The sequence below is a fragment of the Actinomadura syzygii genome, from assembly GCF_008085905.1.
GTDB classification, from domain to species: Bacteria; Actinomycetota; Actinomycetes; order Streptosporangiales; family Streptosporangiaceae; genus Spirillospora; species Spirillospora syzygii.
In genome coordinates this window covers 327,643-353,758 of sequence record NZ_VSFF01000007.1, presented here as the reverse complement: position 1 = coordinate 353,758, position 26,116 = coordinate 327,643, and the positions used below count along the sequence as shown (strand labels likewise).

Sequence of the window (26,116 nt, the reverse complement as noted above, 5' to 3'; positions counted from 1 at the left end):
GCGCCGCGTGCGCAGAAGCACCCCATGCACAGGAGGACCACTTGAGCAGGACCACACGGCGGGTCGTGGTGATCGGCGGCGGGGAGAACGCCGAACACGACGTCTCCCTGGCCACGGCGGCGGCGATCGCGGCGGCGCTGCGGTCCGGCGGCTTCGACGTCGAGGAGCTGACCATCGGCCGCGACGGGACGTGGCGGCGCGGGTCGAGCGCGCTCCGCCCGCGGCCCGCCGGTTCCCTGGCGGCCGCGCTGGACGTCGTCGACCGCGCCGACGCCGTGTTCCCCGCCGTCCACGGCCCGGTCGGCGAGGACGGGACGCTCGCGGCCCTGTGCGCCCTCGCGCACACGCCGATGGTCGGCTCCGGCCTGCGCGCCGGAGCACTCGGCATGGACAAATGGGCGACCAAGCTCGTGGCGGAGGCCATCGGGATCGACACCGCCCCCGCCCGCCTGGTGACGACCGACCGCCCCGCCATCGAGTTCAAGATCGATGTGGTGGTGAAGCCGGTCTCGGCCGGATCGAGTTTCGGCGTCGCCCTGGCGCGCGACGCCGTCCAACTACGCGAGGCCCTGCGCGAGGCGGCGCGCTTCGACCACCGGATCCTGGTCGAGGACGTCGTGGTGGGCCGGGAGATCGACGTGGCCGTCCTGCGGGAGGCCGACGGCCGGAGCTGGGCGGCGCCGCCACTGGAGATCCACGCGGACGGCGTGTTCGACACCAAGTCGAAGTACGACGGATCGGCCCGGTTCAGCGTGCCCGCCGACCTCGCCGACGCGGACCGGAAGTCCCTGACCGACGCGGCCCTGCGGATGTTCGACGCGCTGGGCTGTGCCGGTGTCGCCCGCATCGACTTCTTCCTCACCGAGCACGGGCCCGTCCTCAACGAGGTCAACACCATGCCGGGGATGACGGCCGAATCCCAGGTGCCGAGGATGTTCGCCGCCGCCGGGGTGTCCTACGAGGACCTGGTCGCGCGCCTGGTCGACGCCGCCGCCGTCCCCGGCCGCGCCGCGAACCGGCCCGGGTAAGGGCGCGCCCGATTTTGATATGTCAGCGATACGCCGTCCCACCTAACCTGCGGGTATGTGCGTGCTGACCGTGAACGACGAGCCCTGCCCGGCGGGCTCCGCCCACCGAACCGGCATCGGCGGCGCCCGTGGGTAGGCGCCCCGGGCTCAGCGTCCGGCTGAAACTCACCATCAGCTACGCCGGGTTCCTCATGCTCGCCGGTGCTCTCCTGCTGGCCGTGGTGTGGCTGTTCCTGCTGCGGTACGTCCCGGTCAACACGCTGTACGGCCCCGGCGGCTACATCCCGAACCGCGGCGACCTGCTGCGCGCCTTCCTTCCCCGCGCGGCCACGGCGATGTTCTTCCTGCTGCTGTTCGGCCTCGCGGGCGGGTGGATCCTGGCCGGACGGATGCTCGCTCCGCTCACACAGATCACCCACGCCGCGCGGCTGGCCGCCGGCGGGTCGCTCTCGCACCGGATCGGCATGCAGGGCCCCGCGGACGAGTTCCGCGAACTCGCCGACGTGTTCGACGCCATGCTCCACCAGCACGAGGCCCACCTCGCGGAGCAGCAGCGGTTCGCCGCCAACGCGTCCCACGAGCTGCGCACTCCCCTGGCGATCACCCGCGCGATCCTCGACGTCGCCCGCACCGACCCCACCCGCGACAAACGCGAGCATCTCGAACGCCTTCACAAGGTCAACACCCGCGCCATCGACCTGACCGAGGCCCTCCTGCTGCTGTCGCGCAGCAAGGGCCAGGGCCTGGCCCGCGAACCCGTCGACCTGTCCCTCATCGCCGAAGAAGCGTCCGAGACGCTGCTCCCGCTCGCCGAGCAGCGCCAGATCACCCTCGAAGTCACCGGCGAACCGACCCAGACGACCGGCTCCGCCGAACTCCTCCTGCGGATGGTGACCAACCTCGTCCAGAACGCCATCGTCCACAACATCGCCACGGGCGGCACCGTCACCGTCCACACCGCGACGCATCACGGCGCGAGCGTCCTCCAGATCCACAACACCGGGCCCCGGCTCCGGCCCGAACTGGTGCAGACCCTCACCGAGCCCTTCCAGCGCGGCACCCAACGCATCCGCACCACCGAGCACGCGGGCGTCGGGCTCGGACTGGCCATCGTGCAGAGCATCGTCCACGCCCACCACGGCACCCTGGACCTCACGCCGCGCTCAGGCGGCGGCCTGATCGTGACGGTCCGGCTTCCCAGCACGCAGAACCAAGGGCCCGTGCTCTCGATGACGAGAACCGGGCCCTGACGCCGGCAGCGATCACTCGTCGAGCACGCTCGTGTTCTGGCAGGCGGTCAGGCGCCACTGCCCGTCCTCCTTGGACATCACGAACATCGGAGTGCCCACCTCCTGGCCCTCGGACGACCGGTAAACCTGCCGGACTTTGACGGCAGCGACGTCGGGACGGATGAACAGCACGTGCTCCACCTCGAAGGTGACCGTCGACCCCTTCATCCCGCCGGGAAGCACCTTGTGGGTGAAGGCGGAGATCGCGTCGCGGCCGAAGAGGCGCTTGCCGCCGCCCGTCGTCCAGATCGCGTCCGCCCGGAAGAGGCCGACGAACTCGTCGGGGAGCTCGTTGTTCTGGGAGTGCTCGACGGCCGCGACCACCTGCCTGATCGCCGCGATGTCGCTCTGCCGTGCCCGGTCGTCGATGGTCTGCGTGCTCATGGGCCCCATGCTCGTACCTCAAGATCGCTTGAGGTCAAGCCCGCGCGGCGCGGTGAAGCACCCTGACCTGGCCTCCGGCCGGATGCGAAACGTTTTCATGGGCGGCCGGAATTTGCCAGAAATGACAGCGGTTCGCGAAAAGACTGGACGGTTCGGGAAGTCGGTTCTACTGTCTTGCTCAACCACCCGCCCGGACGGGGTCGGGTCGAAGACAAACCATAGGGGGCACGGTAGGGGACACCGGCCGACAATCCTCGAAATCGAGCGGATATTCCTCTGGCCTGCGGCGCGAGACGCCGCCCGCCGGGGAAGCCCGCGGACGGCGAGAATGAGGGTTCGTCAGCCGGAGTGAAACCGAAGGCGCCGAGCAGACCAGGGCGGAGGCCCGGGTCCCGGCACCTCGGCGAAACCGCGCTAGACCAGGTCAGCGCACTCGATCGGTCACGATGCCACCGGCGGCCCCTTGTTGCAGGCGGACCGAGACAACCAATTCCGACGCACCGAATCATGACACCGGTCCAATGTGGATTCTCATGATCCGTATTACCGGCGGTCATCATTCAGTTCCGAATTGCACTCGTGAACATTGCGGATGGAACTGCGGTCCCGAAGCCCGTACCGCGGGCTGCACATGGGAAGGTCTCGTGATGGATATTGGCGGAGCATTCCGGCCTGCACCCGATACGGATAGGTCGCGCCGTAATATGTATCGGCACGTCCGCGGTGCTTCGGCGGGCGCCGGAATGGCGGATCGGTAGCGAGCGATGTTCATCAACGCGATAGCCGCCGCCAGATTCGGAATGTCGATGACGCTGGGCAGGCCGTTCCACCGCCGGTCGCTGGACCGCCTGATCGAGGGCATGCGGGCGGCGCTGGAGGAGTTCGGGGAGATCCGCGACGACGACAACGTGCTCGCCGGAGCGGCCCTCGACCCCGGGACCAGGCGGCTTGTCCAGGGGCGGCGGCTGCGGGCGCAGGCCGTCCGGGCGCTGGAGACCCCCTACTACGGCCGGCTGTTCGACCGGCTCGGCCTGGACCCGGGTGAGCTGACGGCGGAGAGCATCGCGACGATCCCCGTCACGGCGAAGGACACGCTGCGGGAGGACCCGAGCGCGTTCGTGCGGCGCGGCGGCGACCCGGTCCACCAGTGCGGGACGACCGGCACGACCGGCCGGTCCACCATGATCTGGCTGTCCGACGACGAACTGCACCTGATCGCGTCGCTGTCCGCGATCACGTACTTCCAGTCCCACATGGTCCGGCCCGACGACCGGGTGCTGATCGCCGTCAGCCCCCGGAACCGGATCGCCGTGCACGCCACCGCCTTCGCCGCGACCGCCGTGGGCGCGAGCGTGGACGTCACCGGGATGGTCGAGCCGGAGGCGATGCTGGCGCGGCTGTCCGCCGTCCAGCCGATCCCCGGGCACAAGCCGCGGACCAGCGTGCTGACCGCCCATCCGTCCTACCTGGCGGCGCTGGTGGAGACCGCGGAAGCCCTCGGCCGCACCCCCGCCGACTTCGGGCTGGAACGCGTGATCGTCGGCGGGGAGCTCCTCACCACGGGGCTGCGCCGCCGCGCGGCGCGGCTCTTCGGCGACGCCGAGATCCTGGAGAACTACGCCCTGACCGAGCTGGTGCCGTTCGCCGCGGGCCGCTGCGAGCGGAGCCACTACCACTTCGAGCCGGCGACCTGCCTGGTGGAGGCGCTCGACCTGGACGACGGGCGGCCCGCGGCCGGCGGCGCGCCGGGGACCCTGGTCGGCACCCCGCTGCCGCCCTTCCGCGACACCACCGTCCTGCTGAGGTACGACACCGAGGACGTGGTGCGGCTCCTCGACGGACCGGCCGACTGCGCGATGGGCAACCTCCCCGCCGTGGCCGAGCTGCTGGGCAAGCGGCGGCACGCCGTCCGGCACGAGCACGGGTGGACGTTCGCCCGTCCCGTGGCCGAGGCGCTCGAGGCGCTCGACGCCGTCCCGCTGCCCGCCCGGTACGGCATGCGCGCCACCACCGGCGGGGTCGCCGTGGAGGCGGTGGTCCGCTCGGCGGACGCCGCCGCCAGGGCGAAGGTCGAGGCCGCGCTGGCGGATCGGGGCGTCCCGCTGGCCGGGCTCCGGCTGGTGACCGACCCCGACGACCTGCGCTCCCCGCTGCCGCTCCGCTGCGACCTGCGCGAGGGCGACTTCGCGGCGCGGCGGGCGCTCGTCCCGGCGGGAGGGCCGCGGCCATGACCCTGTCGGTGATCGTCGTGTACGGCTTCGCCGTCCTCGCGACGCTCGGGAGCTGGACCTACTTCCGCACCAGGCGGATCGCCCGCCCGCCGTTCGGGGTGATGAACCTCAGTGACGTGGCGATCGCGATGACCGGCATCCTCCTCGTGCCGTTCCTCTACCTCTGGCTGCCGCTGCCGGTCGTCGTCGTCCTGGTCGCGGCCATCACGCTCAGCGCGCTGCAGATCACCCTGGAGCCCGTGATCCGCGGGGCGGTCCTGTGGGGCCTCTGCGCCACGCTGCTCGGCCTCGACCTCGCGCTCGGCCTCGTCGTCAGCGTCAAGGGCCCGGCGTTCCTGGTCGTGAACAACCTGATCGTGGTGATCGTCGTGGTCGGCGTCGCCAACCTGTGGGCGCAGAGCGGGCTGCGCGCCTCCCACACGGCGCTGTTCGCCGCCGCCCTCGTCGTCTACGACGCCGTCACCACGTGGTCGTTCACCGTCACCCTGGACCTGTTCGTCAAGCTCACGAAGGCGCCCCTGTTCCCGCTCGTCGGATGGGGACTGACCCGCGTCTCGACGTCCTACCTCGTCGGCCTCGGCGACCTGCTGTTCGTGGCCCTGTTCCCGCTGGTGATGCGCAAGGCGTACGGGCGGACCGCCGGGCTGTGCGCGCTCGTCGCCGGACTGGCGGCGCTGGGCCTCGTGTTCGCGCTCGTCCTCAACGACGTCATCGGCCACACCATCCCGGCCATGGTCTTCCTAGGCCCCCTGATCGTCGCCCAGTACCTGTACTGGCGACTCGCCCGCGGCGGCGAGCGATCGACCCGGCAGTACCTGCGGGCCGATCCGCTCCCGGCGCGGACGCCCACACTCGTCACGGCGGCGGAAGGAGGTGAACAGAGATGATCAAGGCGAACATGCGCTACCTGCGGTACGCGGTGTCGACGCTCGCGGCGGTCGGCTTCGGCGCGCACGGGTCCACCTGATCCGATCGGGTGAAGTGAGAACAGGCACCGGCCGCCGCGCGCCAACCGTGGCGGCCGGTGTCCTCCCACTAGGACACTCCCTTTCGGGCACGACATCAAGCCGTCGCCCCCACGGGCGACCGGCAAAACGATCGAAGGCCCGCGTTCTCGATGTCGAGAACCGGGCCTTGACCTGTGACTACTTGGTAGCGGGGGCAGGATTTGAACCTGCGACCTCTGGGTTATGAGCCCAGCGAGCTACCGAACTGCTCCACCCCGCGGCGATGTCTCCAGTGTATTGCATGCGTGGGCGTGGTCTGAACGTTCGGCGTCATTTGCTGCAGGCCGGGACGCTCCCCTTGCCGGACGTGATCGCGTTGATGGACTGGACGGCGCCGTGCAGCGTGTCGGCGCGGACGAGGCGGAGCCCGTCGGGCCGGGCGGAGAGGGCGTCCGCGCAGTTGTCCTTGGGGGTGAGGAAGACCGTGGCCCCGGCCTTGCGGGCCGCGATCATCTTCTGCTGGATGCCGCCGATCGGGCCGACCTCGCCCTCGGGCGTGATCGTGCCGGTGCCCGCGAAGAACCTGCCCTGGGTGAGGGGGCCGGGCGTCAGCTTGTCGTAGATGGCGAGGGAGAACATCAGGCCCGCGGAGGGGCCGCCGATGTCCCCGATGCTGATGTCGATCTTGAACGGGAACTTGTACTGGTCGCCGAGGACGACGCCGACGACGGCGCGCTTGCCCTCCGGGTCGCCGACGGTCTTGAGGGTCGCCCTGCCCTCCTTGCCCGCGCGGTTGTAGGTGAGGGTGACGGTGTCGCCGATCTTGCGCTTGGCCATCGTGCCGGTGACCTGGGAGACGCTGGTGACCTTGGCGCCGTCCAGCGCGGTGATCTCGTCGCCGGGCTTGAGGACGCCGTCCGCCGGACGCCCCTTCTGGATGCCCTCGATGACGACCTGGGTGGACACCGAGATGCCGAGCTCGTGCAGGGCGGCGGCCTCGGCGCTCTGCTGGGAGTCCTGCATCTGGCGGGTGTTCTCCTCGTCGATCTGCTTCTGCGACTCGTCGTCCGGGAAGATCGTCTCCTCGGGGACGATCGCGGTGTCCTTCGCGAGCCAGCCGCGCAGCGCGGTGAGGAGGTCGATGCGCCCGCCGGGCCCGCCGCGGTAGGTGACGGTGGTGAAGTTGAGGTGGCCCTCGTCGGGATAGGTGGTGCGCCCGTCGATCCTGATGAGGGGCTGCCCCTTGTCGTTGGTGCCGAGGGTGTTGCTCGTGGGCCCTGGCATCAGCGCGACATACGGGACCGGCATGACGGAGCCGATGAGGGCGAGCACGAGGACGAGCACGCTCGCGGCGGTGAGCGTGGCGGCACGACGAGACATGGTCGGAACTCTATGCCGTCAAGGGGGTCAGCAGATCCCGACCCACTCGTCCCCGCCGTCGGCGAAGGTCTGCCGCTTCCAGATCGGGACGTGCTCCTTGAGGTCGTCGATGAGCCTGCGGCAGGCGTCGAACGCGTCGGCGCGGTGGGCGCTGGACGCGGCGACGACGACGGCGAGATCGCCGACCCGCAGGTCGCCGACCCGGTGGACGGCCGCGAGCCCGATCACCGGGTGGTCCGCCGCGACCTTCTCCATGATCGCGCGGAGCCGCTGCTCTGCGGTCGGGTGCGCGCTGTAGGACAGGGCGCTGACGGCCCGCGCGTGGTCGTGGTCGCGGACCGCGCCGACGAAGACGGCGATGCCGCCGGCGCCGGGGTCGGCGACGGCGGCGTACACCTCGTCCATGGAGAGCGGGGCGTCGCGGACGCCGATCAGCCGGATGACGGCGGCGGGGCTGTCGTGGCTCACGTCCCGCAGGCTACCTTTCCGATGCGGCGCCGGGTTCGTCCGGTTCGAAGGTCGCGATGAGGGCGTCCGGGATGCTGCGGACGAGGTCGGGCCCGGCCAGCACCTCGTCCTCGGTGTCGTGGCTGCGCATCCGGATCGCGGCGGCCCGCGCGCCGTCGCGGAGCACGCCGACCACCATGCGGACGTCCTCGCGCGCCGGGTGCGCTCCGATGAACGCCTGCGCCTCGGCGGCGTCCTCGGGGATGTCGGCCTCCACGTCGGACGGGAGGATGACGCGCTCGATGACGAGCGCGCAGCCGTCCACGGCGTCGGGCCAGACGATCGCGGCCAGGGCCTTCTCCAGGTCGTCCTGGTCCGGGAGGGCCTCCTGCTCGACGGGGACGAGGGCCTCGGCGTCGTCCGGGAGCTGGTCGGCGATGCCCGGCTCGGCGCGGCGCAGCTCGCCGCTCCGGACGAGCGCGTACAGCCGGGGGGCGGCGTCCCAGCCCGCCTGGGCCGAGTGGCGTTCGAGGTCGCGTACGACTTCTTCCAGAAGACTCACAACGCCCATCTTTCCCCCTTTGGGCTCGGGGACATGCGGGAACCCCCGCCCCAGTCGGTAAGTTGCTTCTACAGCACCGGCCCCCGGCCGGTGGGGGCGAAGTTCTCGATCGGAGGGGCCAGTGACCTTCCGGACTCCCGGATTCGGGCGCCGGCTCGGTACAGGGCGGACGCGGCTGCTGCTGCCGGCGCTGGTGGCGCTCGCCGTGCTGCTGGTCGCGTTCATGGTCTTCACGGCCGTCTACACGAACGTGCTGTGGTACGACTCCATCGGCTTCTCCGAGGTCTACACGACCCAGCTGCAGGCGAAGGTGGTCCTGTTCCTCGGCGCCGGGCTGCTGATGACGCTGGTGGTCGGCGCGAACGTGGCGATCGCGTACCGGCTGCGTCCGGCGTACCGGCCGCTGTCGGTGGAACAGCAGGGGCTGGAGCGCTACCGCGCGGTGATCGACCCGCGCCGCAGGATCATCTCCTGGACGCTGCTGGGCCTGCTCGGGATCCTGACGGGCTCGTCGGTGGCGGGCCAGTGGCCGGTGTGGCTGGCGTTCCTGAACCGCACGCCGTTCAACGTGAAGGACCCGCAGTTCCACAAGGACGTGTCGTTCTACGTCTTCACGTACCCGTTCCTGCGGCTCGTGCTGGGCGTGGTGTTCGCCACGGTGATCCTGTCGATCCTGGCCGCCGTGATGGTGCACTACCTGTACGGCGGGCTGCGGTTGCAGGGACCGGGCGACAAGGCGAGCCCGCCCGCGCGGGCGCACCTGTCCGTGCTCTTCGGGGTGTTCATCCTGCTGAAGGCCGTCGCGTACTGGTTCGACCGGTACGGGCTGGTGCACTCCGAGCGCGGGGTGACGACCGGCGCGTCCTACACCGACGTGAACGCCCTGCTGCCCGCCAAGACCATCCTCATGATCATCGCGGTGCTCTGCATGGTGATGTTCTTCAGCAACCTGCTGCGGCGCGGGATGATGCTGCCCGGCGTCGGGTTCACGCTCCTCGTCCTGTCGGCGATCCTGCTCGGCGGCGTCTACCCGCTGCTGATCCAGCAGTTCCAGGTGAAGCCGGACGAGCTGGCCAAGGAACGCGACTACATCCAGCGCAACATCGAGTTCACCCGCAAGGCGTACGGCGTGGACGGGGCGCGGGTCGTCCCGTACGGGTCGCAGCCGGTGACCGACAAGAAGGCCCTCCAGAAGGAGGCCGACGAGCTGGGCGGGGTTCGCGTCCTCGACCCGGCCGTGGTGGGCGAGACGTACCAGCAGCTCCAGCGGATCCGCCCGTTCTACCGGTTCCCCGACACGCTGGACGTCGACCGCTACCAGGTGGACGGCAAGCCCGTCGACACGATCGTCGCGCTGCGGGAGCTGTCCGGGGCGCCCGCCGGGCAGCGGAGCTGGGTGAAGGACCACATGGTCTACACCCACGGCTACGGGTTCGTGTCCGCGTACGGCGACCGGTTCGACGCGGGACGGGTGCCCGACTTCATCACCAAGAACATGCCCGCCGACCCGGCCCAGAAGATCAAGGTCGGGAAGCCGGAGATCTACTTCGGCGAGCGCTCGCCGCGCTACTCGGTGGTCGGCGGACGCGGCCAGCAGGAGCTGAACTACCCCGACAACAGCGAGTCGGGCCAGCAGAGCAGCACCTACGACGGCGAGGGCGGCGTCCCGATCGACTCGTTCCTCAACAAGCTGCTCTACTCGGCGAAGTTCCAGGACAAGAACCTCCTGCTGTCCGGCGCGATCAACAAGAACGCCAAGATCATGTACGACCGGTCGCCGCGCGAGCGGGTGCAGAAGGCCGCGCCCTGGCTCACCCTCGACGGCGACCCGTACCCGGCCGTCGTCAACGGCCGCATCCTGTGGATCGTGGACGGCTACACCACGTCCAACGGCTACCCGTACGCGGAGGAGACGAGCCTCGGCGAGGCGACCCGCGACACGATCACCGACACCCGGTCGGCGGTGGCGCGGCAGGCCGACGACCACATCAACTACATGCGGAACTCCGTCAAGGCCACGGTGGACGCCTACGACGGCAGCGTCCACCTGTACCAGTGGGACGAGAACGACCCGATCACCAAGACGTGGATGAAGGTGTTCGACCACACCGTCCAGCCTCGGTCGTCCATCCCGCCGGAGCTTGAGGCGCACTTCCGCTACCCGCAGGACCTGTTCAAGGTGCAGCGGAAGATCCTCACCAAGTACCACGTGACCGACCCGTCGGCGTTCTACAACGGCGAGGGCTTCTGGGAGGTGCCGGAGGACCCGTCCGCCAAGGACAAGCGCCAGCCGCCCTACTACCAGAGCCTGCGGATGCCGGGCCGTGCCGCCGAGTCGTTCTCGCTGACCACGGTGTTCAACCCGCGCGGCAACGCTCAGCTCGCCGCGTTCATGGCGGTCGGGTCGACCCCGGGGCAGGACTACGGGCAGATCGAGATCCTGCAGATGCCGCGCAACGCGCAGCCGACAGGCCCCGGCCAGGTGCAGAACTCGTTCGAGACCGACGCGAAGGTGAAGAACGACCTGTTCGCGCTGAGACAGGGTGGGACGAAGACCGTCCCCGGCAACCTGCTCACGATCCCGTTCGGCGGGAGCCTGCTCTACGTCGAGCCGATGTACACGAAGGCGGCGGGCGGCAAGGAGCAGCAGCCGTACCCGATCCTGGGCAAGATCCTCGTCCGGTTCGGGGAGAGCATCGCCGCCGCCGACACCCTCGACGACGCGCTCGAACAGGTCCTCGGCGGCGCGGGCGCCGGGCCGCCGCCGCCGACGACGACCGCGCCGGGCGGGCAGCTCAGCGCGCAGGCGCAGAAGGCGATCAACGACCTGCGGACGGCCGTCCAGGACTACGAGAACGCGCAGAAGAAGGGCGACTACCCGGGCATGGGCGACGCCTGGAAGCGGATCAAGGACGCGCAGGCCGCGCTGGCGGCGGCGAGCGAGGCCAAGCCCACCACGCCGCCGTCCGGGAGCCCGTCGCCGAGCCCCTCGGGGACGCCGTCCAGCACGCCGTCCCCGAGCTAGCCCGGTCTCAGCGGCGGCGCTTGCGGGCGCGGCGGATCGCGGCGGCGGCGCCGATCGCGGCGACGGTGGCGCCCGCCGCCGTCGCCATGGTGGCCTCCTTGCCGCCAACGCGGCGGCCGACGACGGCGTGCCGTCCGGCGGTCTCGTCCATCACGGCGCGGAGCGCGGCGGCGTTGTCGTACATCGGCTTCCACCCGGCGGCCCGCAGCCGCGCGCAGTCGACGACCCACGGGTAGGCGACGTAGTGCAGGTCGGTGGCGGGCGCGGGCGTCATGCCGAGCCGGTGGAGGCGCTGCGCCATCCCGAACGTGAGGGCGGCGGGCAGCTCGAAGCTGCGCTTGCCGGTGATCTCGGTGACCTCCTCGGGGCCGAGCCAGCCCTCGCAGCCGACCGCGAGCGGCCCGGTGAGCTCCTCGGTGACGACGACCTCCAGGGCGGACGCCAGGTCTTCGAGGTGGCAGAACTGCCAGCCGGGCGTGCTGCCCTTGACCGTCAGCAGCCGGGGCGCCTCGAAGTGCCGGGTGACGACCGTGTCGACGCCGGGCCCGGCGAGCGCCGCCGGACGGACGACCGTGACCTCCAGCCCGGGGTGCGTGATCGGCGCGGTCGCGGCCAGCTCTTCGATCTCCAGGTGGTCGCCCGCGATGCTGGTGCTGGCCTCGGCGAGGAGCGGGGAGTCCTCGGGCAGGGGCACCTCGTTGCCGGGCTCGGCCCCGTACACCATCGCGGACGTGACCAACACGACCCGGCGGACCCGGGCCGCGGCCGCGGCGGTGACGACGGTCTGCGCCCCGCGGACGTTGTGGGTGCGGCGCTCGCGCGGGTCCACGTCCGGGGAGTGCTCGACGTCCAGGTTGACGATCACGTCGACGTCCGACAGCCGGTTGGACAGCAGCGGGTCGCGGATGTCGACGACACGCCAGGTGACGCCGGGCACGTCGCCACGATGCGCGTCGATGGCGACGACCTTGCGGATCTCCTCCCGTTCGGCGAGCCGGGCGGCGAGCAGCCGTCCCGCCCCGGTGGCCGCGCCGGTGACGGCGACGACCGGGCCCTTGCTACGCCGAGGGCGAACCTTGCCCGTTGCCACGGGGGTGCCCCCTTCCTTGTGTACGCGACCTTGCCCAGACCGGCTAACGTTGCGGATATGAGCCCATCATGCATCCCAGGGGCGAACCGATGAGCAACACTCCCTTCGGCTTCAACCGTCCAGGCGACGGCGACGACGACGACCGGTCCCAGGATCCATTCAAGGGCATGGGCGGCGACATGGCGCAGTTCGCCGACATGCTGCACCGGTTCGCCGACATGATCGGCGGCCAGGGTGCGGCCGGCGGCGCGGGCGGCGGCCCCCTCAACTGGGATCTGGCCAAGAACATCGCGCGGCACAGCGTGGTGGAGCAGGGCGACCCGTCGGTCGTCGACGCCGAGCGCCGCCAGGTCGAGGAGGCGCTGCGCCTCGCCGAGCTGTGGCTGGACGGCGCCACGACGCTGCCCGCGGGCATCCGCACGCCGCAGGCGTGGAGCCGCTCCGAGTGGATCGAGCAGACGCTCCCCGTCTGGGCGAAGGTGTGCGACCCGATCGCGGCCCGCATGGTCGACTCCATGGGCGGGGCGCTCGGCGCGGGCGAGATCCCGGCGGACGTGCAGGCGATGGCCGGTCCGCTGATCGGGATGGTCAAGCAGATGGCGGGCGCGATGGTCGGCGGCCAGGCCGGGCAGGCGCTCGGCGCGCTGGCCCGCGAGGTCACCGGCTCCGCCGACGTGGGCCTGCCGCTCGCCCCGGACGGGGTCGGCGCGCTGCTGCCCGCGGGCGTCGAGGCGTTCGGCTCCGGGCTCGAGGTCTCCGGCGACGAGGTCCGGCTCTACCTGGCGCTGCGCGAGGCCGCGCACCAGCGGCTGTTCACCCACGTCCCGTGGCTGCGGTCGCACCTGCTGGGCGCGGTCGAGGAGTACGCGCGCGGCATCACGGTCGACCTGTCGGGCATCGAGCAGGCCGTCCAGGGGCTCGACCTGTCGAACCCGGAGGCGCTGCAGGAGGCGCTCGGCAACGAGCTCCAGCTCCAGCCGGAGGAGACGCCGCGGCAGAAGGCGGCGCTCGCCCGCCTGGAGACGGCGCTCGCGCTGGTCGAGGGCTGGGTCGACACGGTCGTGAACGAGGCCGCGAAGGAGCGGCTGCCCGGCTCGGTGAAGCTGGCCGAGGCGGTCCGGCGGCGGCGCGCGACCGGCGGCCCCGCGGAGCGGACGTTCGCGACGCTGGTCGGCCTCGAACTGCGGCCCCGGCGGCTGCGCGAGGCGGCCACCCTGTGGCGGACGCTCACCGAGGTGCGCGGCTCCCAGGGCCGGGACGCCCTCTGGGACCACCCCGACCTGCTCCCGACGTCCGACGACCTCGACGACCCGGAGGGGTTCGTCCACGGCCGCGACGAGCTGGAGGGCCTGTCGGACCTCGACCTGTCGAAGCTCACCAAGCCGGCGGACGAACACGACGAGAAGCCCGACGACAAGCCCGGCGCGTCCGACGAGAAGCCCGGCGAGAAGCCCGACGCGCCCGACGAGAAGCCCGACGACGAGGGCGACGGCTCCGGCGACGGCGGGCCCCGCGCATGAGCCGCCCGCGCGAGTCGCGCGTGCCGCACGTGCACGGCTGCGGGTACGCGCCGGGGTCGTCGGCGAACGCGGTCCGGCGGCGGGTCGCCCGCGCGAGCCTGTGCTGGCACCGCCCGATCGACCAGGAGCGGCGCCGCCGCCACCCGGTCAACTCCCGGTATCCGCGCGTGGGCCGCACGTGACGCGAAGCGTCCTGCACGACGACGCCGTCCGGGTCCTGTCGTCGTGGACGGCGCCCGACCCCGGCCAGGAGAAGGCCCGCCTGGAGTTCCTCCGCCACCTGGAGGAGCATCCGGTGGACGGCCTGTGGCGGGAGTGCGCGGCCGGGCACATCACGGCCAGCGCGGCGGTGCTCGATCCGTCCAGGTCGCGCGTGCTGCTGACCCTGCACGCCAAGTTCAAGGCGTGGTTCCAGCTGGGCGGGCACTGCGAGCCGCGCGACGCGACGCTCGCGGGCGCGGCGCTGCGGGAGGCGACCGAGGAGTCCGGGATCGGCGGGCTGCGGCTGGTGCCGGGGCCCGTCCAGCTCGACCGGCACGCCGTCCGCTGCCGGGATCGGGAGACCTGGCATCTGGACGTCCAGTACACGGTGATCGCGCCGGACGGCGCCCGGCACACGGTCAGCGACGAGTCCGACGCGCTCGGCTGGTTCCCCGTGGACGAGCTGCCCGAGCCGACCGACGACGCCGTCCGCCGCCTGGTGGCACGGGCGCGGGACGCGGGTCACGAGCCGAGCGGATGACCTTCGAGCAGCGCCCGGGTGTTCTCCCAGCCTTCCAGCCCCGGGTCGAGGAACCGCAGGTCGGCGGTGGTGCGGAGGCGATGCCAGGGCGGTCCCTGCGGGACGAGCCCGGGTCGCGGCGCGGCGGCGCGGAGCCTGGCCAGCGCGTCCGGGGTGTCGAGATCGACCGCGTTGTCGCTGCCGTCCAGGGCGGCGGCGAGCCAGCCGGGCAATGGCAGCCGGGCGGCGAGCGCGACGAGCCCGCCGCCGGAGCGGGCCGCGCAGGCCGCGGACGGCGCGTTCCCGAGGGCGCGGAACAGCTTGCCGATCAGCAGCGGCGGCAGGTCGGGGGCGTCCGGCGCGACGAGCACGGCGGTCTCGGCGCCGAGCGCGTGCAGCGCGGCGAACGCGCCGGCGAGCGTCGGCTCGCGGACGATCGGGGTGCCCGGCCAGGTCGCGGCCTCCGCGTCCGGCTGGTCCGGCGGGTCGAGGACGAGGGCGGGCGTCACGAGTTCGAGCCCGGCGACGACCTCGCAGGCGTCTTCGAGCAGGGCGAGGCGGAATTCGTCCGCGTCGACGCCCGCGGGCACGGCGGAACCACGGTCGGGCTGCGAACGGTCGAGCAGGGAGAGGACTGCGGCGAAGCGGGCCAGGGTCACCCGGCGGCCTCGTGCGGGAAGTCGTCCCCGTGCCGGACCCCCTCGGTGACGATCTCGTCGTCCAGGGTGTCGGCCTCCAGCGGCAGGTGCGCGGCGGCGGCGACGCCCTCCAGGTAGCCGCGGGCCCGGTCGGCCTTCGGATAGTTGCCGACCAGCTCCCAGAAGTCGGCGCCGTGCCCGGGTATGAGAAGGTGCGCCAGCTCGTGGACGAGCACGTAGTCGACCACCCAGGACGGCATGCCGCGCAGCCGGGTGGACAGCCTGATCGTGCCGTCGTCGGGGGTGCACGATCCCCAGCGGGCGCGCTGGTTCGCGACCCAGCGGACGCTGACGGGGTCGGCGCGTCCGGCGAGGTAGCGCCTGGACAGGTCCCGGGCGCGCGACTGGAGGTCGGCGTCGGTGGGTCGGCGGCGGCGCTCCCGCTCCTCGAGCCGCTCAAGGATGGTCGCGATCCACTGTTCCTCTTCGGCCTTGCTGAGCCTGGACGGAACCATCACCACCACCTTGTCGCCGTCGCGGTAGGCGGACACGGTTCGCCTGCGCCTGGCGCTGCGGCGGACCTCAACGTTAGGGGGCACGCCTGAACCGTACTCGAAATTTTGCGGGCCCCAAAGGGGGTGTTTGACGTAGGCGCAGGTCAGAGCCTATGTTTTTACGAACCTCAGTGGTTTACCACAATGGTCCGCGGCGTGCCGCCCGGGGTTCACCTTCCGGTGAAGCGCGTTCACTCGCCGGTGAAGCGCGGGCCGCGTCTCTCCCGTTGCGCCGCGAGCCCCTCCAGCATGTCCTTGGACGCCATCGTGACGGGCTGCGCGAGCGACTCCCAGCGCAGCGCCGACTCCTGGTCGGGGTGCCCGCCGCCCGCGAGCGCGACCTTGGTGAGCCTGGTCGCGATCGGCGCCTGCGCGGCCACCCGGTCGGCGACGGCGAGGGCCTCGTCGAGCACCTTTCCGTCTTCGACGGCGCGGTTGACGAGGCCGTGCCGCTCCGCCTCCGTGCCGGTGACGACCCGTCCGGCGAGCAGCATCTCGCGGGCCAGCGGAAGCCCCGCCACCTCGGGGAGCAGCCAGGTCGCGGCCATGCCGGGGTGCAGGCCGAGCGCGGTGAACGGCGCGAGGAGCTTCGCCCCGGCCGCCGCGTACCGCAGGTCGCAGGCGAGCGCGAGGCACAGCCCGGCGCCGACGGCGTGCCCGTTGACGGCGGCGATCGTCGGGACCTCCAGGTCGCGGATCGCGAGCCACGTCCGGTAGAAGGCGAGCATCCGGTCGCGCAGCGCGGGGACGGGGACGGCGTTCGCATCGGCGAGCCAGGGCAGGTCGCCGCCGGAGCTGAACGCGCTCCCGGCGCCGGTCAGCACGACGCACCGCACGTCGCGGTCGGCGCGGAGACCGTCCATGGCCGCCGTCCAGGCGGCGGTCATCGCGTCCGACATCGCGTTGCGGCGGGACGGGTCGTTCAGCGTCAGGACGACGACCCCGCCGGGGCGGCGCTCGACGCGCAGGACGTCCGCGATCTCCTCGGGCATGGCGGCACCGTACCCGAGCGGTACCGCCCCCGGCACACCGGGCCCGCCCGCCCGGTGGGCGTGAGAAAGCGCACACTTACCACATCCGGGCAGGTCATCGTGCCGCCCTCGGCCAAGAGCGGGCGATTGTTGCGGATCGTTGTGGCGGGATGCACAGCCGATCACCGAGAATGGTCCGCGTGAGCGATCTTCCCCGCCGCGCGGTGACGCGGTCAGCAAAGCTGGCGTCCCTCCCCATCGGCTTCGCGGGGCGCACCGCCCTCGGCATGGGGAAGCGGACGTTCGGCCGGCCCGCCGAGGCCGTCGCGATGGAGATCCAGACCCGCACCGCCGAGCAGCTCTTCAAGGTGCTCGGCGAGCTCAAGGGCGGGGCGATGAAGCTCGGCCAGATGCTGTCGATCTTCGAGGCGGCGCTGCCGCCGGAGATCGCCGGACCCTACCGCGCCACGCTGACCCGGCTGCAGGAGGCCGCTCCCCCGCTGCCCGCCGCGACCGTCCACAAGGTGCTCGCCGAGTTCCTCGGGGACGACTGGCGCGACTACTTCGACTCGTTCGACGACGAGCCCGCCGCCGCCGCGTCCATCGGGCAGGTGCACCGGGCCGTGTGGCACGACGGCCGGGCCGTCGCGGTGAAGGTCCAGTACCCGGGCGCGGGCAAGGCGCTGATCAGCGACTTCAACCAGCTCGCGCGGCTCGGCCGCCTGTTCGGCGTGCTGATGCCCGGCCTGGACGTCAAGTCGATGCTCACCGAGCTGAAGGAACGGGTCGTCGAGGAGCTCGACTACACGATCGAGGCCGAGTCCCAGACCATCTTCCGGGACGCCTACGACGACGACCCCGACTTCCTCGTTCCCGAGGTCGTCGCGCAGTCCGGCAACATCCTGATCTCCGAGTGGATGGACGGCACCCCGCTCTCGAAGATCATCAGCGAGGGGGACCAGGAGACGCGGAACCACGCGGCGCTGCTGTACTGCCGTTTCCTGCTGTCCGGGCCGAAGCGGTGCGGAATGCTGCACGGCGACCCGCATCCCGGCAATTTCCGGCTGCTGGCGGACGGGCGGCTCGGCGTCCTCGACTTCGGCGCCGTCGACCGCATCCCCGGCGGCTTCCAGCGGCGGCTCGGCCTGCTGCTCCGCATCGGCACGATGGCCGACATCGCCGAGATCGAGGAGGCCCTCCGCCGGGAGGACTTCATCCGCGAGGGCGTGGACGTCGACGCCGACTCGCTCCAAGCCTTCCTCGCCCCGATCACCGAGCCGTTCGTCACGGAGACCTTCAGGTTCAGCCGGGAATGGCTGCGCGACATGGCCGCGAAGGTCACGGACCTGCGGCCGTCGAACGTCGTCCGGCAGCTCAACCTGCCGCCGGAGTACGTCATCATCCACCGGGTCCTGTCCGCCGGGACGGGCGTGCTGTGCCAACTCGAATGCGAGATCCCGGCACGCGCGGAATCCCTGAAATGGGTCCCCGGATTCGCCGACGACTCCGCCGAGGAAGCGGCCGGCGACGAGGACGGCGAACTCGTCACCGGCTGAACGGTTCCTCTCAAAAGCTAAGCGGGGCCTCGCACGTTGATGAGACGTGCGGGGCCCCGCTTCTCGCGCGTCCGGCGAGTGGGCCGCCGGTCGCGCTCCATCCGCCCGCGGGGAGGCGCTCCCGTCCGCCAAACCATCCGAGAAGGGCGGAGGTGAGTGGGTGCCTGCGACCCGGCGGGCATTCTCGTCGGTGGTGGTCCGGGCAGTTCTTTTCAGTGCTGGCGCCGGGTCTCCGGCGCCTGCGCGTACGTGTCGCCGGCCGGGGTCGGCGCGAGCAGCACGCGGCGCACGCGGGACGCCCGCGTCCGCGCGTCGCGGCGCGCCCGCCGCAGCGCGTGGACGCGGACTGCCAGCTCGTCGGGCCGCGGGCGCGGCGCCGCGGTGGGCGCCGCGCCCTCGGCATCGGGCCGGTGGAGCGTGGTGGGCATGTCGCCTCACACGGTCAGTTCGTCGGGCCGCGGGTGCTTGCGCGGGCGGCCGCGCGGCCGCTTGCGCGGCACGATCACACCGCGGACGAACAGCTCGCCGCCCCAGACGCCCCAGGGCTCCTTGCGCTCAAGCGCACCGGCGAGACACTCGCGGCGGAGCGGGCACTCCTGGCACAGGGCCTTCGCGAGCTCGACGTCGGCGGGAGACTCGGCGAAGAACAGCTCCGGGTCGGTCCGGCACGGAAGAGTGAGGTCCTCCTCGCTTACTGCGAGAGCCCCCTGCATCACAGTCACCCTTGTTCCTCTCGTTGGATCTCAACGGGCGTTTCGGTGGGTTGTCTGGGCAAAAGAGAAGGCCGCGGATCCGGTGTCTGGATCCGCGGCCTGGGGGCTTGCCGGTTGTTCTAAACCGGTGGCCTCCAGGGGTACGGACCCGACTCGTCACCCGTGACGGTGACGCCCACGTGGGCCGTGGCCGGAGCCTGAACGGACATGCCGCCGAGAAGGTGTTCGGAGACACTCCGCCCTTGGCCGTCCTGGAATCGCTGGTCGACGCGCAGATCACACGAATTGGCGCCGCGGACCTTCATGCCGCGCAGCTCCATGCCACGCAGTTTCAGGTCGCTCGGCTTCAGGCCGCGCAGGGTGCGCTGGTCGCGCGCTCGCTGGTCGACAGCGACCGGATAGGCGACTGGGATGCCGGGAATCGAGGCGCCAGGCCATGCGGTCCAGGACGACGCGGATTTCATCAACGTGTTGCTCACCGGACTGCACACCACCTTCCTGGCTCCTCGGGCCGCACCGGGGGACGCTGGGTCCTCTCCGACGGGCCTGTTCTTTGCTCGCGTTAGAGCGTACGGGGCTTCCGCCAAATCAATCAAGGTATTTTTGACCTGCGGTTCTGTGGGTCGCTTCACCCTTTTCCCGCAGAACCCCGGGAGCCCTCGACGCCCCGCCGGACGCCGGAGCCCACACGGGACCCCATACCAAACGATCATCCTACACGTAAGCACCCACCCCGTCAGCGCTCCTGACCGGAGTGGGCCTGGTCGGAGACGCGGATCAGGCCCTCCTGCATCACCGACACGACCAGGTCCCCCGCGCGGGTGAACACCTGGCCGCGGGCGAGGCCCCGGGCGCCGCCCGCGAACGGGGAGTCCTGGTAGTAGAGCAGCCAGTCGTCGGCGCGGAACGGGCGGTGGAACCACATCGCGTGGTCGAGGCTGGCGCCCATCGTCCGCTTGTCGCCCCAGGCGAGGCCGTGGTTCAGCAGGACGGTGTCGAGCAGCGTCATGTCGGAGGCGTAGGTCATCAGGCACACGTGCAGGAGCGGGTCGTCCGGGAGGTCGCCGTCGACCTTCAGCCAGACCTTCGACTCGGGGCTGATCAGCGCCGGGTCCTTCGCGGCCTCCCAGGTCAGCGGAGTCGCGTGCCGGATGTCGAAGGGCCTCCGCGCGATGAACTCGCGGGCGCCGACCTCGCCGAACTGCGGCGTCAGCCGGGTCAGGCCGTCCGGGAGCGTCTCGGGGTCGGGGGCGTCCGGCATCGGCGCCTGGTGGGTCGGGCCGCCCTCGGCGATCTGGAACGACGCCGACAGCGTGAAGATCGCCTTGCCGTGCTGGACGGCCGTGACCCGCCGCGTCGTGAAGGAGCGCCCGTCCCGGACCCGGTCCACGGTGTAGACGATCGGGACGAGCGGGTCGCCCGGCCGGATGAAGTAGGCGTGCAGCGAGTGCACCGGCCGGTTGACCGGGACGGTCCGCCCGGCGGCGACCAGCGCCTGCCCGGCGACCTGCCCGCCGAAGACGCGCTGCCGCCGCTCATCGGACGTCCGGCCGCGAAAGATGTCGTTCTCGATCTGTTCGAGGTCGAGCAGATCGAGCAGCGCCTTCAGGGAGTCCTTCACAACGGCCAGTCTTCCGCATCAGCCCGCGTGAGCGGGGTCACGCCCCGCGTGGCCCCGTCCTGCGGGCTCATGGGCCGCACAGGCTCAGGAGCGCTTCGCCGTAGCGGTCGAGTTTCACCTTGCCGACGCCCGGGATGCGGGCGAGGTCTTCGAGGGAGTCGGGGTCGTGTTCGGCGATCGCCTGGAGGGTGGCGTCGGTGAAGACGACGTAGGCGGGGACCTTCTGCTCGGCCGACACCTGGGCGCGCCATTCCTTGAGGGCGATCAGCAGCTCCTCGTTCAGCTCGGACGGGCAGTCTTCACAGCGGCCGAGCTTGCGTTCGACGGCGGCGGTCAGCGGGCGGCCGCACACCCGGCACGGCTGCGGGCCCCTGGCCGGACGGCGTTTCGACCGGTCGGCGCGGGCCGGGGTGTGGGTGGTGGTCTTGCCGGTCAGGCCGTCCAGGAACCGGGACGGGCGGCGGCGCCGCGCCCCGCCGGGCGACCGGGACAGCGCCCACGACAGCGAGAGGTGGACGCGCGCCCGCGTCACCCCCACGTACAGGAGCCGCCGCTCCTCCTCGACCTGGACGGGCGTCTCCGCGTAGACGATCGGCAGGGTGCCCTCGACGAGCCCGACGAGGAACACCGCGTCCCATTCCAGGCCCTTGGCGGCGTGCAGCGACGCGAGCGTGACGCCCTCCAGCGGCGGCGCGTGCTGCGCGGCGGCGCGCTCCTCCAGCTCGGCGACGAAGTCGGGCAGGGCGGCCCTGGGGTTGTCGGCGGCCATGTCCTCGGCGAGCTGGGCCAGCGCGGCGAGCGACTCCCAGCGCGCGCGGGCCGCGCCGGCGCCCTCGGGCGCGCGGTCGGAGAACCCGGCCCCGGACAGCACGTGCCGGACGGTGTGGATCAGCCCCGTCCCGTCGGTCTCGGCGTCGGCGCCGACCCGGGTGGCGGCGCGCAGCATGATCACGGCCTGTTTGACCTCGGGCCGCTCGAAGAACCGCTCCGCGCCGCGCAGCACGTACGGGACGCCCGCCGCCGCGAGCGCCGACTCGTACGCCTCCGACTGCGCGTTCACGCGGTAGAGGATCGCGATCTCGCGCGCCGGGACGCCCTCGTCGATCAGCTTGCGGGCCCGGCGGGCGGCGTCGTCGGCCTCGGCGATCTCGTCGTCGTACTCGTTGAACACCGGCTCGGGGCCGGACTCGCGCTGGGCGATCAGCTCCAGCCCGTGCCGCGCGCCGCGGGCCTGCCCGATCACTCCGTTCGCGAGCCGGACGACCTGCGGCGTCGACCGGTAGTCGCGGACGAGCCTGACGACCTTCGCGGCCGGATGCTCGCGGGTGAAGTCGAGCAGGTGGGACGGCGACGCGCCGGTGAAGGAGTAGATCGTCTGGTTGGGGTCGCCGACGACGCACAGGTCGTCGCGGTCGCCGAGCCAGGTGTCGAGCAGGAGCTTCTGCAGGGGGTTGACGTCCTGGAACTCGTCGACGACGAAGTACCGGTACTGCTCGCGGACCTGGTTCGCGACCTCCCGGTGCTCGGTGAGGACGGCCGCGGTCAGCTCCAGCATGCCCTCGAAGTCGAGCAGGTTGCGTTCGCGCCTGAGCTGCTCGTACATGGCGTAGAGGCGCGCGACGTCGACGACGTCGGTGGACGGTTTGCGTCCGGCCTTGACGACGGCGGCGGGGTAGTCCTCGGGACGGTTCTGGGTGACCTTCGCCCATTCGATCTCGCTGGCGACGTCGCGCAGCTCGGACCGGCCGAGGGACAGCCGGCACGCCTTGGCCGCGTCCGCGACCACCGCGATCTTCGACTCGATGATCTTGGGCGGCTCGCCGCCGACGACCCGCGGCCAGAAGTAGCTGAGCTGGCGCAGCGCCGCCGCGTGGAAGGTGCGCGCCTGCACGCCGGGCGCGCCGAGCTGCCGGAGCCTGCTGCGCAGTTCGCCCGCCGCGCGTGTGGTGAACGTCACGGCGAGCACCCGCTGCGGCGTGACGACGCCGGTCAGCGTCGCGTACGCGATGCGGTGCGTGATGGCCCTGGTCTTGCCCGTCCCGGCGCCCGCGAGCACGCACACCGGGCCCTGCACCGCCTCGGCGACCTCCCGCTGCTCGGGGTCGAGTCCCTCCAGCACCGCCTCAGTCGACATGCACCCATACTCGCAGCCCGCCCCACCGGCATCACCCAACTCCGCCGCCTGTGGATAACCGCCGCCCCCGGACGACCGCAGGAATGCGGGCGACCTGTCTACTGTTCTCGGGAAGGCCGATCGTAGTGACGAGTCGCAGTGACGAGCCGATCGTGGTGACGAGCACAGACGAGCGAGGGAGACGACGCAGCGATGGCGACGCCGACGACCGACCGGACCGAGGGTCAGGCCGGCCAGCTCACCATGTACACGACGACCTGGTGCGGGTTCTGCCGGCGGCTCAAGCGCCAGCTCGCCCGGGACGGCATCGAGATGGTGGAGGTCGACATCGAGCGCGACCCCGACGCCGCCGAGTTCGTCATGAGCGTCAACGGCGGGAACCAGACCGTCCCCACCGTCGTGTTCCCGGACGGCACGGCCGTGACCAACCCCAGCGCCAAGGCGGTCAAGGCGAAGCTCGCCTCCCTGGCCTGACCCCCGCCCCTGGCCGACGAAGGCTAGAAGGCGGGCATGTTGGGCAGTTCACCGCCGTACCAGCGCATGATGAGCTGGGCGGCGATGGACAGCGGGCCCGGCGCGACGACGTCGCCCGCGTCGATCGCGGCGCGGAGCTCCTCGCGGGTGTACCAGGCGGCGTCGAGGATCTCCTCCGGGTCGGGGCGGAGCGGCACGTCGCCGTCCGTCCGGGCGGTGAAGCCGAGCATGAGGCTCCGCGGCAGCGGCCACGGCTGGCTGCCCAGGTAGCGGACGTCCCGGACGGGCAGCCCGACCTCCTCCTCCACCTCCCGCGCGACCGCCTGTTCGAGGGACTCGCCGGGTTCGACGAACCCGGCGAGGATCGAGCGGCGGTCGGCGGGCCACTGCGGGCCGCGGGCGAGCAGGATCCGGTCGGTCTCGTCCGTCACCAGCATGATCACGGCCGGGTCGACGCGCGGGAAGTGCTGCGAGCCGTCGTCGGGGCAGACCCGGACGTGCCCGCCGGACTCCACCCGCGTCCGCGCGCCGCAGCGCGGGCAGTGCCGGTTGTCGCGGTGCCAGTGCTCCAGCGCGACGACGTGCGTGAGCAGGCCCGAGTCGCGGTCGCCGAGGAGCGCGCCGACGCGGCGCAGCCCGGCGGGCTGCGCGCCCTCGATGGCGGGGAGCGGGCCGGACGCGCCGAAGTATGCGGTTTCGTCGTCGTCCACGCCGAGGAGCCACCGGTCGCCGTCCGGCGCCTGCCCCGGCGGGACGAACACGAGCGCCGGACTGGGCTCGAACGTGACGGGCACCTGGCCGTCCTGGACGACGACGACCCGCGTCCCGGGATCGTCCCAGGCGGCGTCCAGCCAGGCGTCGTCGCGGCGTTTCAGCGCCACCCGGTCGAGCGTGCCGCGCGCGAGCGCGAGCCATTCCAGCGGCCCGTCCGTCACCATGTACTCCTCCCCCGGGGCCCGTCCAGCGCGGCCCTCTCCCGCAGCACTTTCTAGCGCAGGGCGACGGCGAGTTCTTCCCAAAGGTAGGCGGCGGCCTCCGCTCCCTTGAGGAGGAGCGGGATCTCGACCTTCTCGTTGGTGGCGTGGATGCGGTCGCCGTTCAGCCCGACCGCGACGAAGACGAGCGGCGCCTCCAGGACGTCGGCGAGGTCGGCCTCCGGTCCGCTGCCGCCTTCGCGGGTGAACAGGACCTCGGTGCCGAAGGCGCGTTCCATCGCGCGCCGCGCGGCCTTGACGCTGGGAGAGTCGATCGGCGAGAAGCACGGACGGACACCGCCGGGCTGCATGCGTACCTCTGCCTCGACCCCATTCGGGGTGTGTTCTTCGACCCACGCCTCGAACGCCTGCTGGACTTTGCGCGGATCCTGCCCCGCGACGAGCCGGAACGACACTTTGGCGTGCGCCTCGTGGGGGACGATGGTCTTCCCGCCCGGCCCGGTGTGCCCGCCCCACATCCCGTTGATCTCGGCTGTGGGCCGCGCCCAGATGCGTTCCAGGGTGGTGTAGCCCTTTTCGCCGTGCGCGGCGCGGCTGTCACCGGCGCTCTGGAGCCACTCGTCCTCGTTGAACGGAAGGCGCGCGAACAGGTCGCGTTCCTCGTCCGTCAGTGGGACGACGTCGTCGTAGAAGCCGGGAAGGGTGACCCGTCCGTCGGCGTCGTGCAGTGCGGACATCAGCACCGCCATCGCCTGGAGCGGGTTCGGCACGGCCCCGCCGAACGACCCGGAATGGAGGTCGCGCGAAGGGCCGCGCAGCGTTACCTCCGCTTCGGTGAGCCCGCGCATGCCCGTGCACATGGACGGGACGTCCGCCGACCACATCGTCGTGTCGCTGATGACGACGGCGTCGCAGGCGAGGCGGTCGCGGTGCGCGTGCAGGAGGTCGGCGAAATGCACCGACCCCGACTCCTCCTCGCCCTCGACCAGCAGCTTGATCGTGACGGGCGGGGCCGCCCGCCCGGACGCGGCGAGCCCCGCGCGCAGGCCCAGCGTGTGGAAGAAGACCTGGCCCTTGTCGTCGGACGCGCCCCGGCCGATGAGGCGGTCGCCCTTCTCGACGGGCTTGAACGGGTCGGTGTCCCACTCCTCCAGCGGCTCGACGGGCTGGACGTCGTGGTGCCCGTAGACGACGACCGCCGGGGCGTCGGGGTCTTCGGCGGGCCATTCGGCGTAGACGGCGGGGTGCCCTTGGGTCTCCCAGATCTCGACGGTCGGGAAGCCCTGCTCGCTCAGGTGTCCGGCGAGCCATTCCGCCGACCGCCGCACGTCGCCGGCGTAGGCGGGGTCCCCGGAGATGGACGGGATCGCCAGCCACTCCCTGAGGTCGGCGACGAACCGGTCCTTACGGGCCTGGATGTAGGCCACTACCTCGTTCACCTGCATGCCCCTTCGCATGTCGTACTGTCGGGCCGGGCGCCTTCACCTTGGGGCTCCCGAACTCGTCGCGCCGTCTGGATCGCAGACGGGCGGAAACTCACAGTAAGGGATGCCGTTGCCGGGTTCTCGGCCGCCGTCGACCGGTTCATGGGAGCGGTTTTGATCCTCATCGACCCGCCGCTGTGGCCGGCGCGCGGCCGGGTGTGGTCGCACATGGTGAGCGATGTCTCGTACGAGGAGTTGCATGCGTTCGCCGCGGAACTCGGGATGCCGCCGCGGGCGTTCGAGCGTGACCACTACGACGTCCCGTCCGAACTTTACGAGGCCGCGCTCCGGCAGGGGGCGAAACCGGTGGGCTGCCAGGAATTGCTTCTCCGCTTGACGGCGGCGGGCCTGCGTCAGCGCAAGGTGTCGCGTCCCAGAGTCACGGGCTGAGGCGGGTCGGGCGTTGGAGTCG

The 26,116-nt window shown here is 71.7% G+C and carries 26 protein-coding genes and 1 tRNA gene; 11 read left to right on the top strand and 16 right to left on the bottom strand.

Annotated features, from left to right (window positions below; translation table 11 throughout):
* Positions 1 to 41: 41 nt before the first annotated feature.
* Both FXF65_RS19540 and FXF65_RS19535 read left to right on the top strand, forming a co-directional pair.
* Positions 42 to 1,028 (top strand): D-alanine--D-alanine ligase family protein, encoded by a 987-nt coding sequence (locus FXF65_RS19540; protein WP_148351391.1) that lies wholly within the window; start codon positions 42 to 44, stop codon positions 1,026 to 1,028.
* A 128-nt stretch (positions 1,029 to 1,156) separates the two neighbouring features.
* Positions 1,157 to 2,278: a sensor histidine kinase gene (locus tag FXF65_RS19535; protein WP_222868642.1), complete on the top strand. Its 1,122-nt coding sequence runs from the start codon at positions 1,157 to 1,159 to the stop codon at positions 2,276 to 2,278.
* Between the two features lie 12 nt (positions 2,279 to 2,290).
* Here FXF65_RS19535 and FXF65_RS19530 read toward each other — a convergent pair whose 3' ends face one another.
* Positions 2,291 to 2,701, bottom strand: coding sequence for an SgcJ/EcaC family oxidoreductase (locus tag FXF65_RS19530; protein WP_148351390.1), 411 nt, complete (start codon positions 2,699 to 2,701; stop codon positions 2,291 to 2,293).
* Positions 2,702 to 3,507: 806 nt separating this feature from the next.
* Here FXF65_RS19530 and FXF65_RS19525 point away from each other — a divergent pair.
* Both FXF65_RS19525 and FXF65_RS19520 read left to right on the top strand, forming a co-directional pair.
* Complete coding sequence (locus FXF65_RS19525; RefSeq protein ID WP_187412395.1) at positions 3,508 to 4,932, top strand: AMP-binding protein; 1,425 nt, start codon at positions 3,508 to 3,510, stop codon at positions 4,930 to 4,932.
* Positions 4,929 to 5,819 (top strand): hypothetical protein, encoded by an 891-nt coding sequence (locus FXF65_RS19520; RefSeq protein ID WP_148351388.1) that lies wholly within the window; start codon positions 4,929 to 4,931, stop codon positions 5,817 to 5,819. Before FXF65_RS19525 ends, FXF65_RS19520 begins: the two co-directional genes overlap by 4 nt.
* A 263-nt stretch (positions 5,820 to 6,082) precedes the next feature.
* Here the strand turns inward: FXF65_RS19520 and FXF65_RS19515 are convergent.
* From FXF65_RS19515 to FXF65_RS19500, 4 genes are all read right to left on the bottom strand, one after another.
* A tRNA-Met gene (locus tag FXF65_RS19515) sits at positions 6,083 to 6,159 on the bottom strand.
* A gap of 50 nt (positions 6,160 to 6,209) precedes the next feature.
* Entirely contained in the window at positions 6,210 to 7,259 is a 1,050-nt protein-coding gene (locus tag FXF65_RS19510; protein ID WP_148351387.1) for a YlbL family protein, read from the bottom strand.
* Positions 7,260 to 7,286: 27 nt separating this feature from the next.
* Positions 7,287 to 7,727 (bottom strand): molybdenum cofactor biosynthesis protein MoaE, encoded by a 441-nt coding sequence (locus FXF65_RS19505; protein WP_281288921.1) that lies wholly within the window; start codon positions 7,725 to 7,727, stop codon positions 7,287 to 7,289.
* A gap of 10 nt (positions 7,728 to 7,737) precedes the next feature.
* Positions 7,738 to 8,277, bottom strand: coding sequence for a PPA1309 family protein (locus FXF65_RS19500; RefSeq protein ID WP_148351386.1), 540 nt, complete (start codon positions 8,275 to 8,277; stop codon positions 7,738 to 7,740).
* A 112-nt stretch (positions 8,278 to 8,389) separates the two neighbouring features.
* Here FXF65_RS19500 and FXF65_RS19495 point away from each other — a divergent pair, with 112 nt between their 5' ends.
* Positions 8,390 to 11,293 (top strand): UPF0182 family membrane protein, encoded by a 2,904-nt coding sequence (locus FXF65_RS19495; protein ID WP_148351385.1) that lies wholly within the window; start codon positions 8,390 to 8,392, stop codon positions 11,291 to 11,293.
* A gap of 7 nt (positions 11,294 to 11,300) precedes the next feature.
* On the opposite strand, the gene FXF65_RS19490 is transcribed toward FXF65_RS19495, so the two are convergent.
* On the bottom strand, positions 11,301 to 12,383 hold the full coding sequence (locus FXF65_RS19490; protein ID WP_148351384.1) for an NAD-dependent epimerase/dehydratase family protein: 1,083 nt from the start codon (positions 12,381 to 12,383) through the stop codon (positions 11,301 to 11,303).
* Between the two features lie 89 nt (positions 12,384 to 12,472).
* Here FXF65_RS19490 and FXF65_RS19485 point away from each other — a divergent pair, with 89 nt between their 5' ends.
* Genes FXF65_RS19485 through FXF65_RS19475 form a run of 3 tightly spaced genes read left to right on the top strand, consistent with a single transcriptional unit; the run spans position 12,473 to position 14,645 of the window.
* Complete coding sequence (locus FXF65_RS19485; RefSeq protein WP_148351383.1) at positions 12,473 to 13,903, top strand: zinc-dependent metalloprotease; 1,431 nt, start codon at positions 12,473 to 12,475, stop codon at positions 13,901 to 13,903.
* Positions 13,900 to 14,085, top strand: a complete 186-nt coding sequence (locus FXF65_RS19480; RefSeq protein WP_148351382.1) for a hypothetical protein — start codon at positions 13,900 to 13,902, stop codon at positions 14,083 to 14,085. Before FXF65_RS19485 ends, FXF65_RS19480 begins: the two co-directional genes overlap by 4 nt.
* Positions 14,082 to 14,645, top strand: a complete 564-nt coding sequence (locus FXF65_RS19475) for an NUDIX hydrolase (RefSeq protein ID WP_148351381.1) — start codon at positions 14,082 to 14,084, stop codon at positions 14,643 to 14,645. Before FXF65_RS19480 ends, FXF65_RS19475 begins: the two co-directional genes overlap by 4 nt.
* On the opposite strand, the gene FXF65_RS19470 is transcribed toward FXF65_RS19475, so the two are convergent.
* From FXF65_RS19470 to FXF65_RS19460, 3 genes are all read right to left on the bottom strand, one after another.
* Positions 14,627 to 15,283, bottom strand: coding sequence for a nucleotidyltransferase family protein (locus FXF65_RS19470; protein ID WP_246198941.1), 657 nt, complete (start codon positions 15,281 to 15,283; stop codon positions 14,627 to 14,629). The genes FXF65_RS19475 and FXF65_RS19470 overlap by 19 nt on opposite strands.
* Complete coding sequence (locus FXF65_RS19465; protein ID WP_148351594.1) at positions 15,280 to 15,813, bottom strand: M48 metallopeptidase family protein; 534 nt, start codon at positions 15,811 to 15,813, stop codon at positions 15,280 to 15,282. The genes FXF65_RS19470 and FXF65_RS19465 overlap by 4 nt, the downstream gene beginning before the upstream one ends.
* Positions 15,814 to 16,007: 194 nt before the next feature.
* Complete coding sequence (locus FXF65_RS19460; RefSeq protein ID WP_148351380.1) at positions 16,008 to 16,808, bottom strand: enoyl-CoA hydratase/isomerase family protein; 801 nt, start codon at positions 16,806 to 16,808, stop codon at positions 16,008 to 16,010.
* A gap of 179 nt (positions 16,809 to 16,987) precedes the next feature.
* On the opposite strand from FXF65_RS19460, the gene FXF65_RS19455 reads away from it, so the two are divergent.
* Positions 16,988 to 18,343: an ABC1 kinase family protein gene (locus FXF65_RS19455; RefSeq protein WP_246198940.1), complete on the top strand. Its 1,356-nt coding sequence runs from the start codon at positions 16,988 to 16,990 to the stop codon at positions 18,341 to 18,343.
* Positions 18,344 to 18,555: 212 nt separating this feature from the next.
* On the opposite strand, the gene FXF65_RS19450 is transcribed toward FXF65_RS19455, so the two are convergent.
* From FXF65_RS19450 to FXF65_RS19430, 5 genes are all read right to left on the bottom strand, one after another.
* Positions 18,556 to 18,771, bottom strand: a complete 216-nt coding sequence (locus FXF65_RS19450; RefSeq protein WP_148351378.1) for a hypothetical protein — start codon at positions 18,769 to 18,771, stop codon at positions 18,556 to 18,558.
* Between the two features lie 6 nt (positions 18,772 to 18,777).
* On the bottom strand, positions 18,778 to 19,056 hold the full coding sequence (locus FXF65_RS19445) for a WhiB family transcriptional regulator (protein WP_067891475.1): 279 nt from the start codon (positions 19,054 to 19,056) through the stop codon (positions 18,778 to 18,780).
* Between the two features lie 119 nt (positions 19,057 to 19,175).
* On the bottom strand, positions 19,176 to 19,535 hold the full coding sequence (locus FXF65_RS19440; RefSeq protein ID WP_148351377.1) for a hypothetical protein: 360 nt from the start codon (positions 19,533 to 19,535) through the stop codon (positions 19,176 to 19,178).
* Between the two features lie 257 nt (positions 19,536 to 19,792).
* Positions 19,793 to 20,677, bottom strand: a complete 885-nt coding sequence (gene tesB, locus FXF65_RS19435; protein ID WP_148351376.1) for an acyl-CoA thioesterase II — start codon at positions 20,675 to 20,677, stop codon at positions 19,793 to 19,795.
* A 67-nt stretch (positions 20,678 to 20,744) separates the two neighbouring features.
* Positions 20,745 to 22,811, bottom strand: a complete 2,067-nt coding sequence (locus tag FXF65_RS19430; RefSeq protein WP_148351375.1) for an ATP-dependent DNA helicase UvrD2 — start codon at positions 22,809 to 22,811, stop codon at positions 20,745 to 20,747.
* Positions 22,812 to 23,003: 192 nt separating this feature from the next.
* On the opposite strand from FXF65_RS19430, the gene FXF65_RS19425 reads away from it, so the two are divergent.
* Positions 23,004 to 23,285, top strand: a complete 282-nt coding sequence (locus FXF65_RS19425; protein ID WP_148351374.1) for a mycoredoxin — start codon at positions 23,004 to 23,006, stop codon at positions 23,283 to 23,285.
* Positions 23,286 to 23,308: 23 nt separating this feature from the next.
* Here the strand turns inward: FXF65_RS19425 and nudC are convergent, their stop codons facing one another.
* Positions 23,309 to 24,223, bottom strand: a complete 915-nt coding sequence (nudC, locus tag FXF65_RS19420) for an NAD(+) diphosphatase (protein ID WP_148351373.1) — start codon at positions 24,221 to 24,223, stop codon at positions 23,309 to 23,311.
* 50 nt (positions 24,224 to 24,273) lie between these two features.
* Complete coding sequence (locus FXF65_RS19415; RefSeq protein WP_246198939.1) at positions 24,274 to 25,659, bottom strand: dipeptidase; 1,386 nt, start codon at positions 25,657 to 25,659, stop codon at positions 24,274 to 24,276.
* Positions 25,660 to 25,806: 147 nt separating this feature from the next.
* Here FXF65_RS19415 and FXF65_RS19410 point away from each other — a divergent pair, with 147 nt between their 5' ends.
* A complete protein-coding gene (locus FXF65_RS19410; protein WP_148351371.1) occupies positions 25,807 to 26,094 on the top strand; it encodes a DUF4031 domain-containing protein in 288 nt (95 codons plus the stop codon).
* Positions 26,095 to 26,116 lie beyond the last annotated feature (22 nt).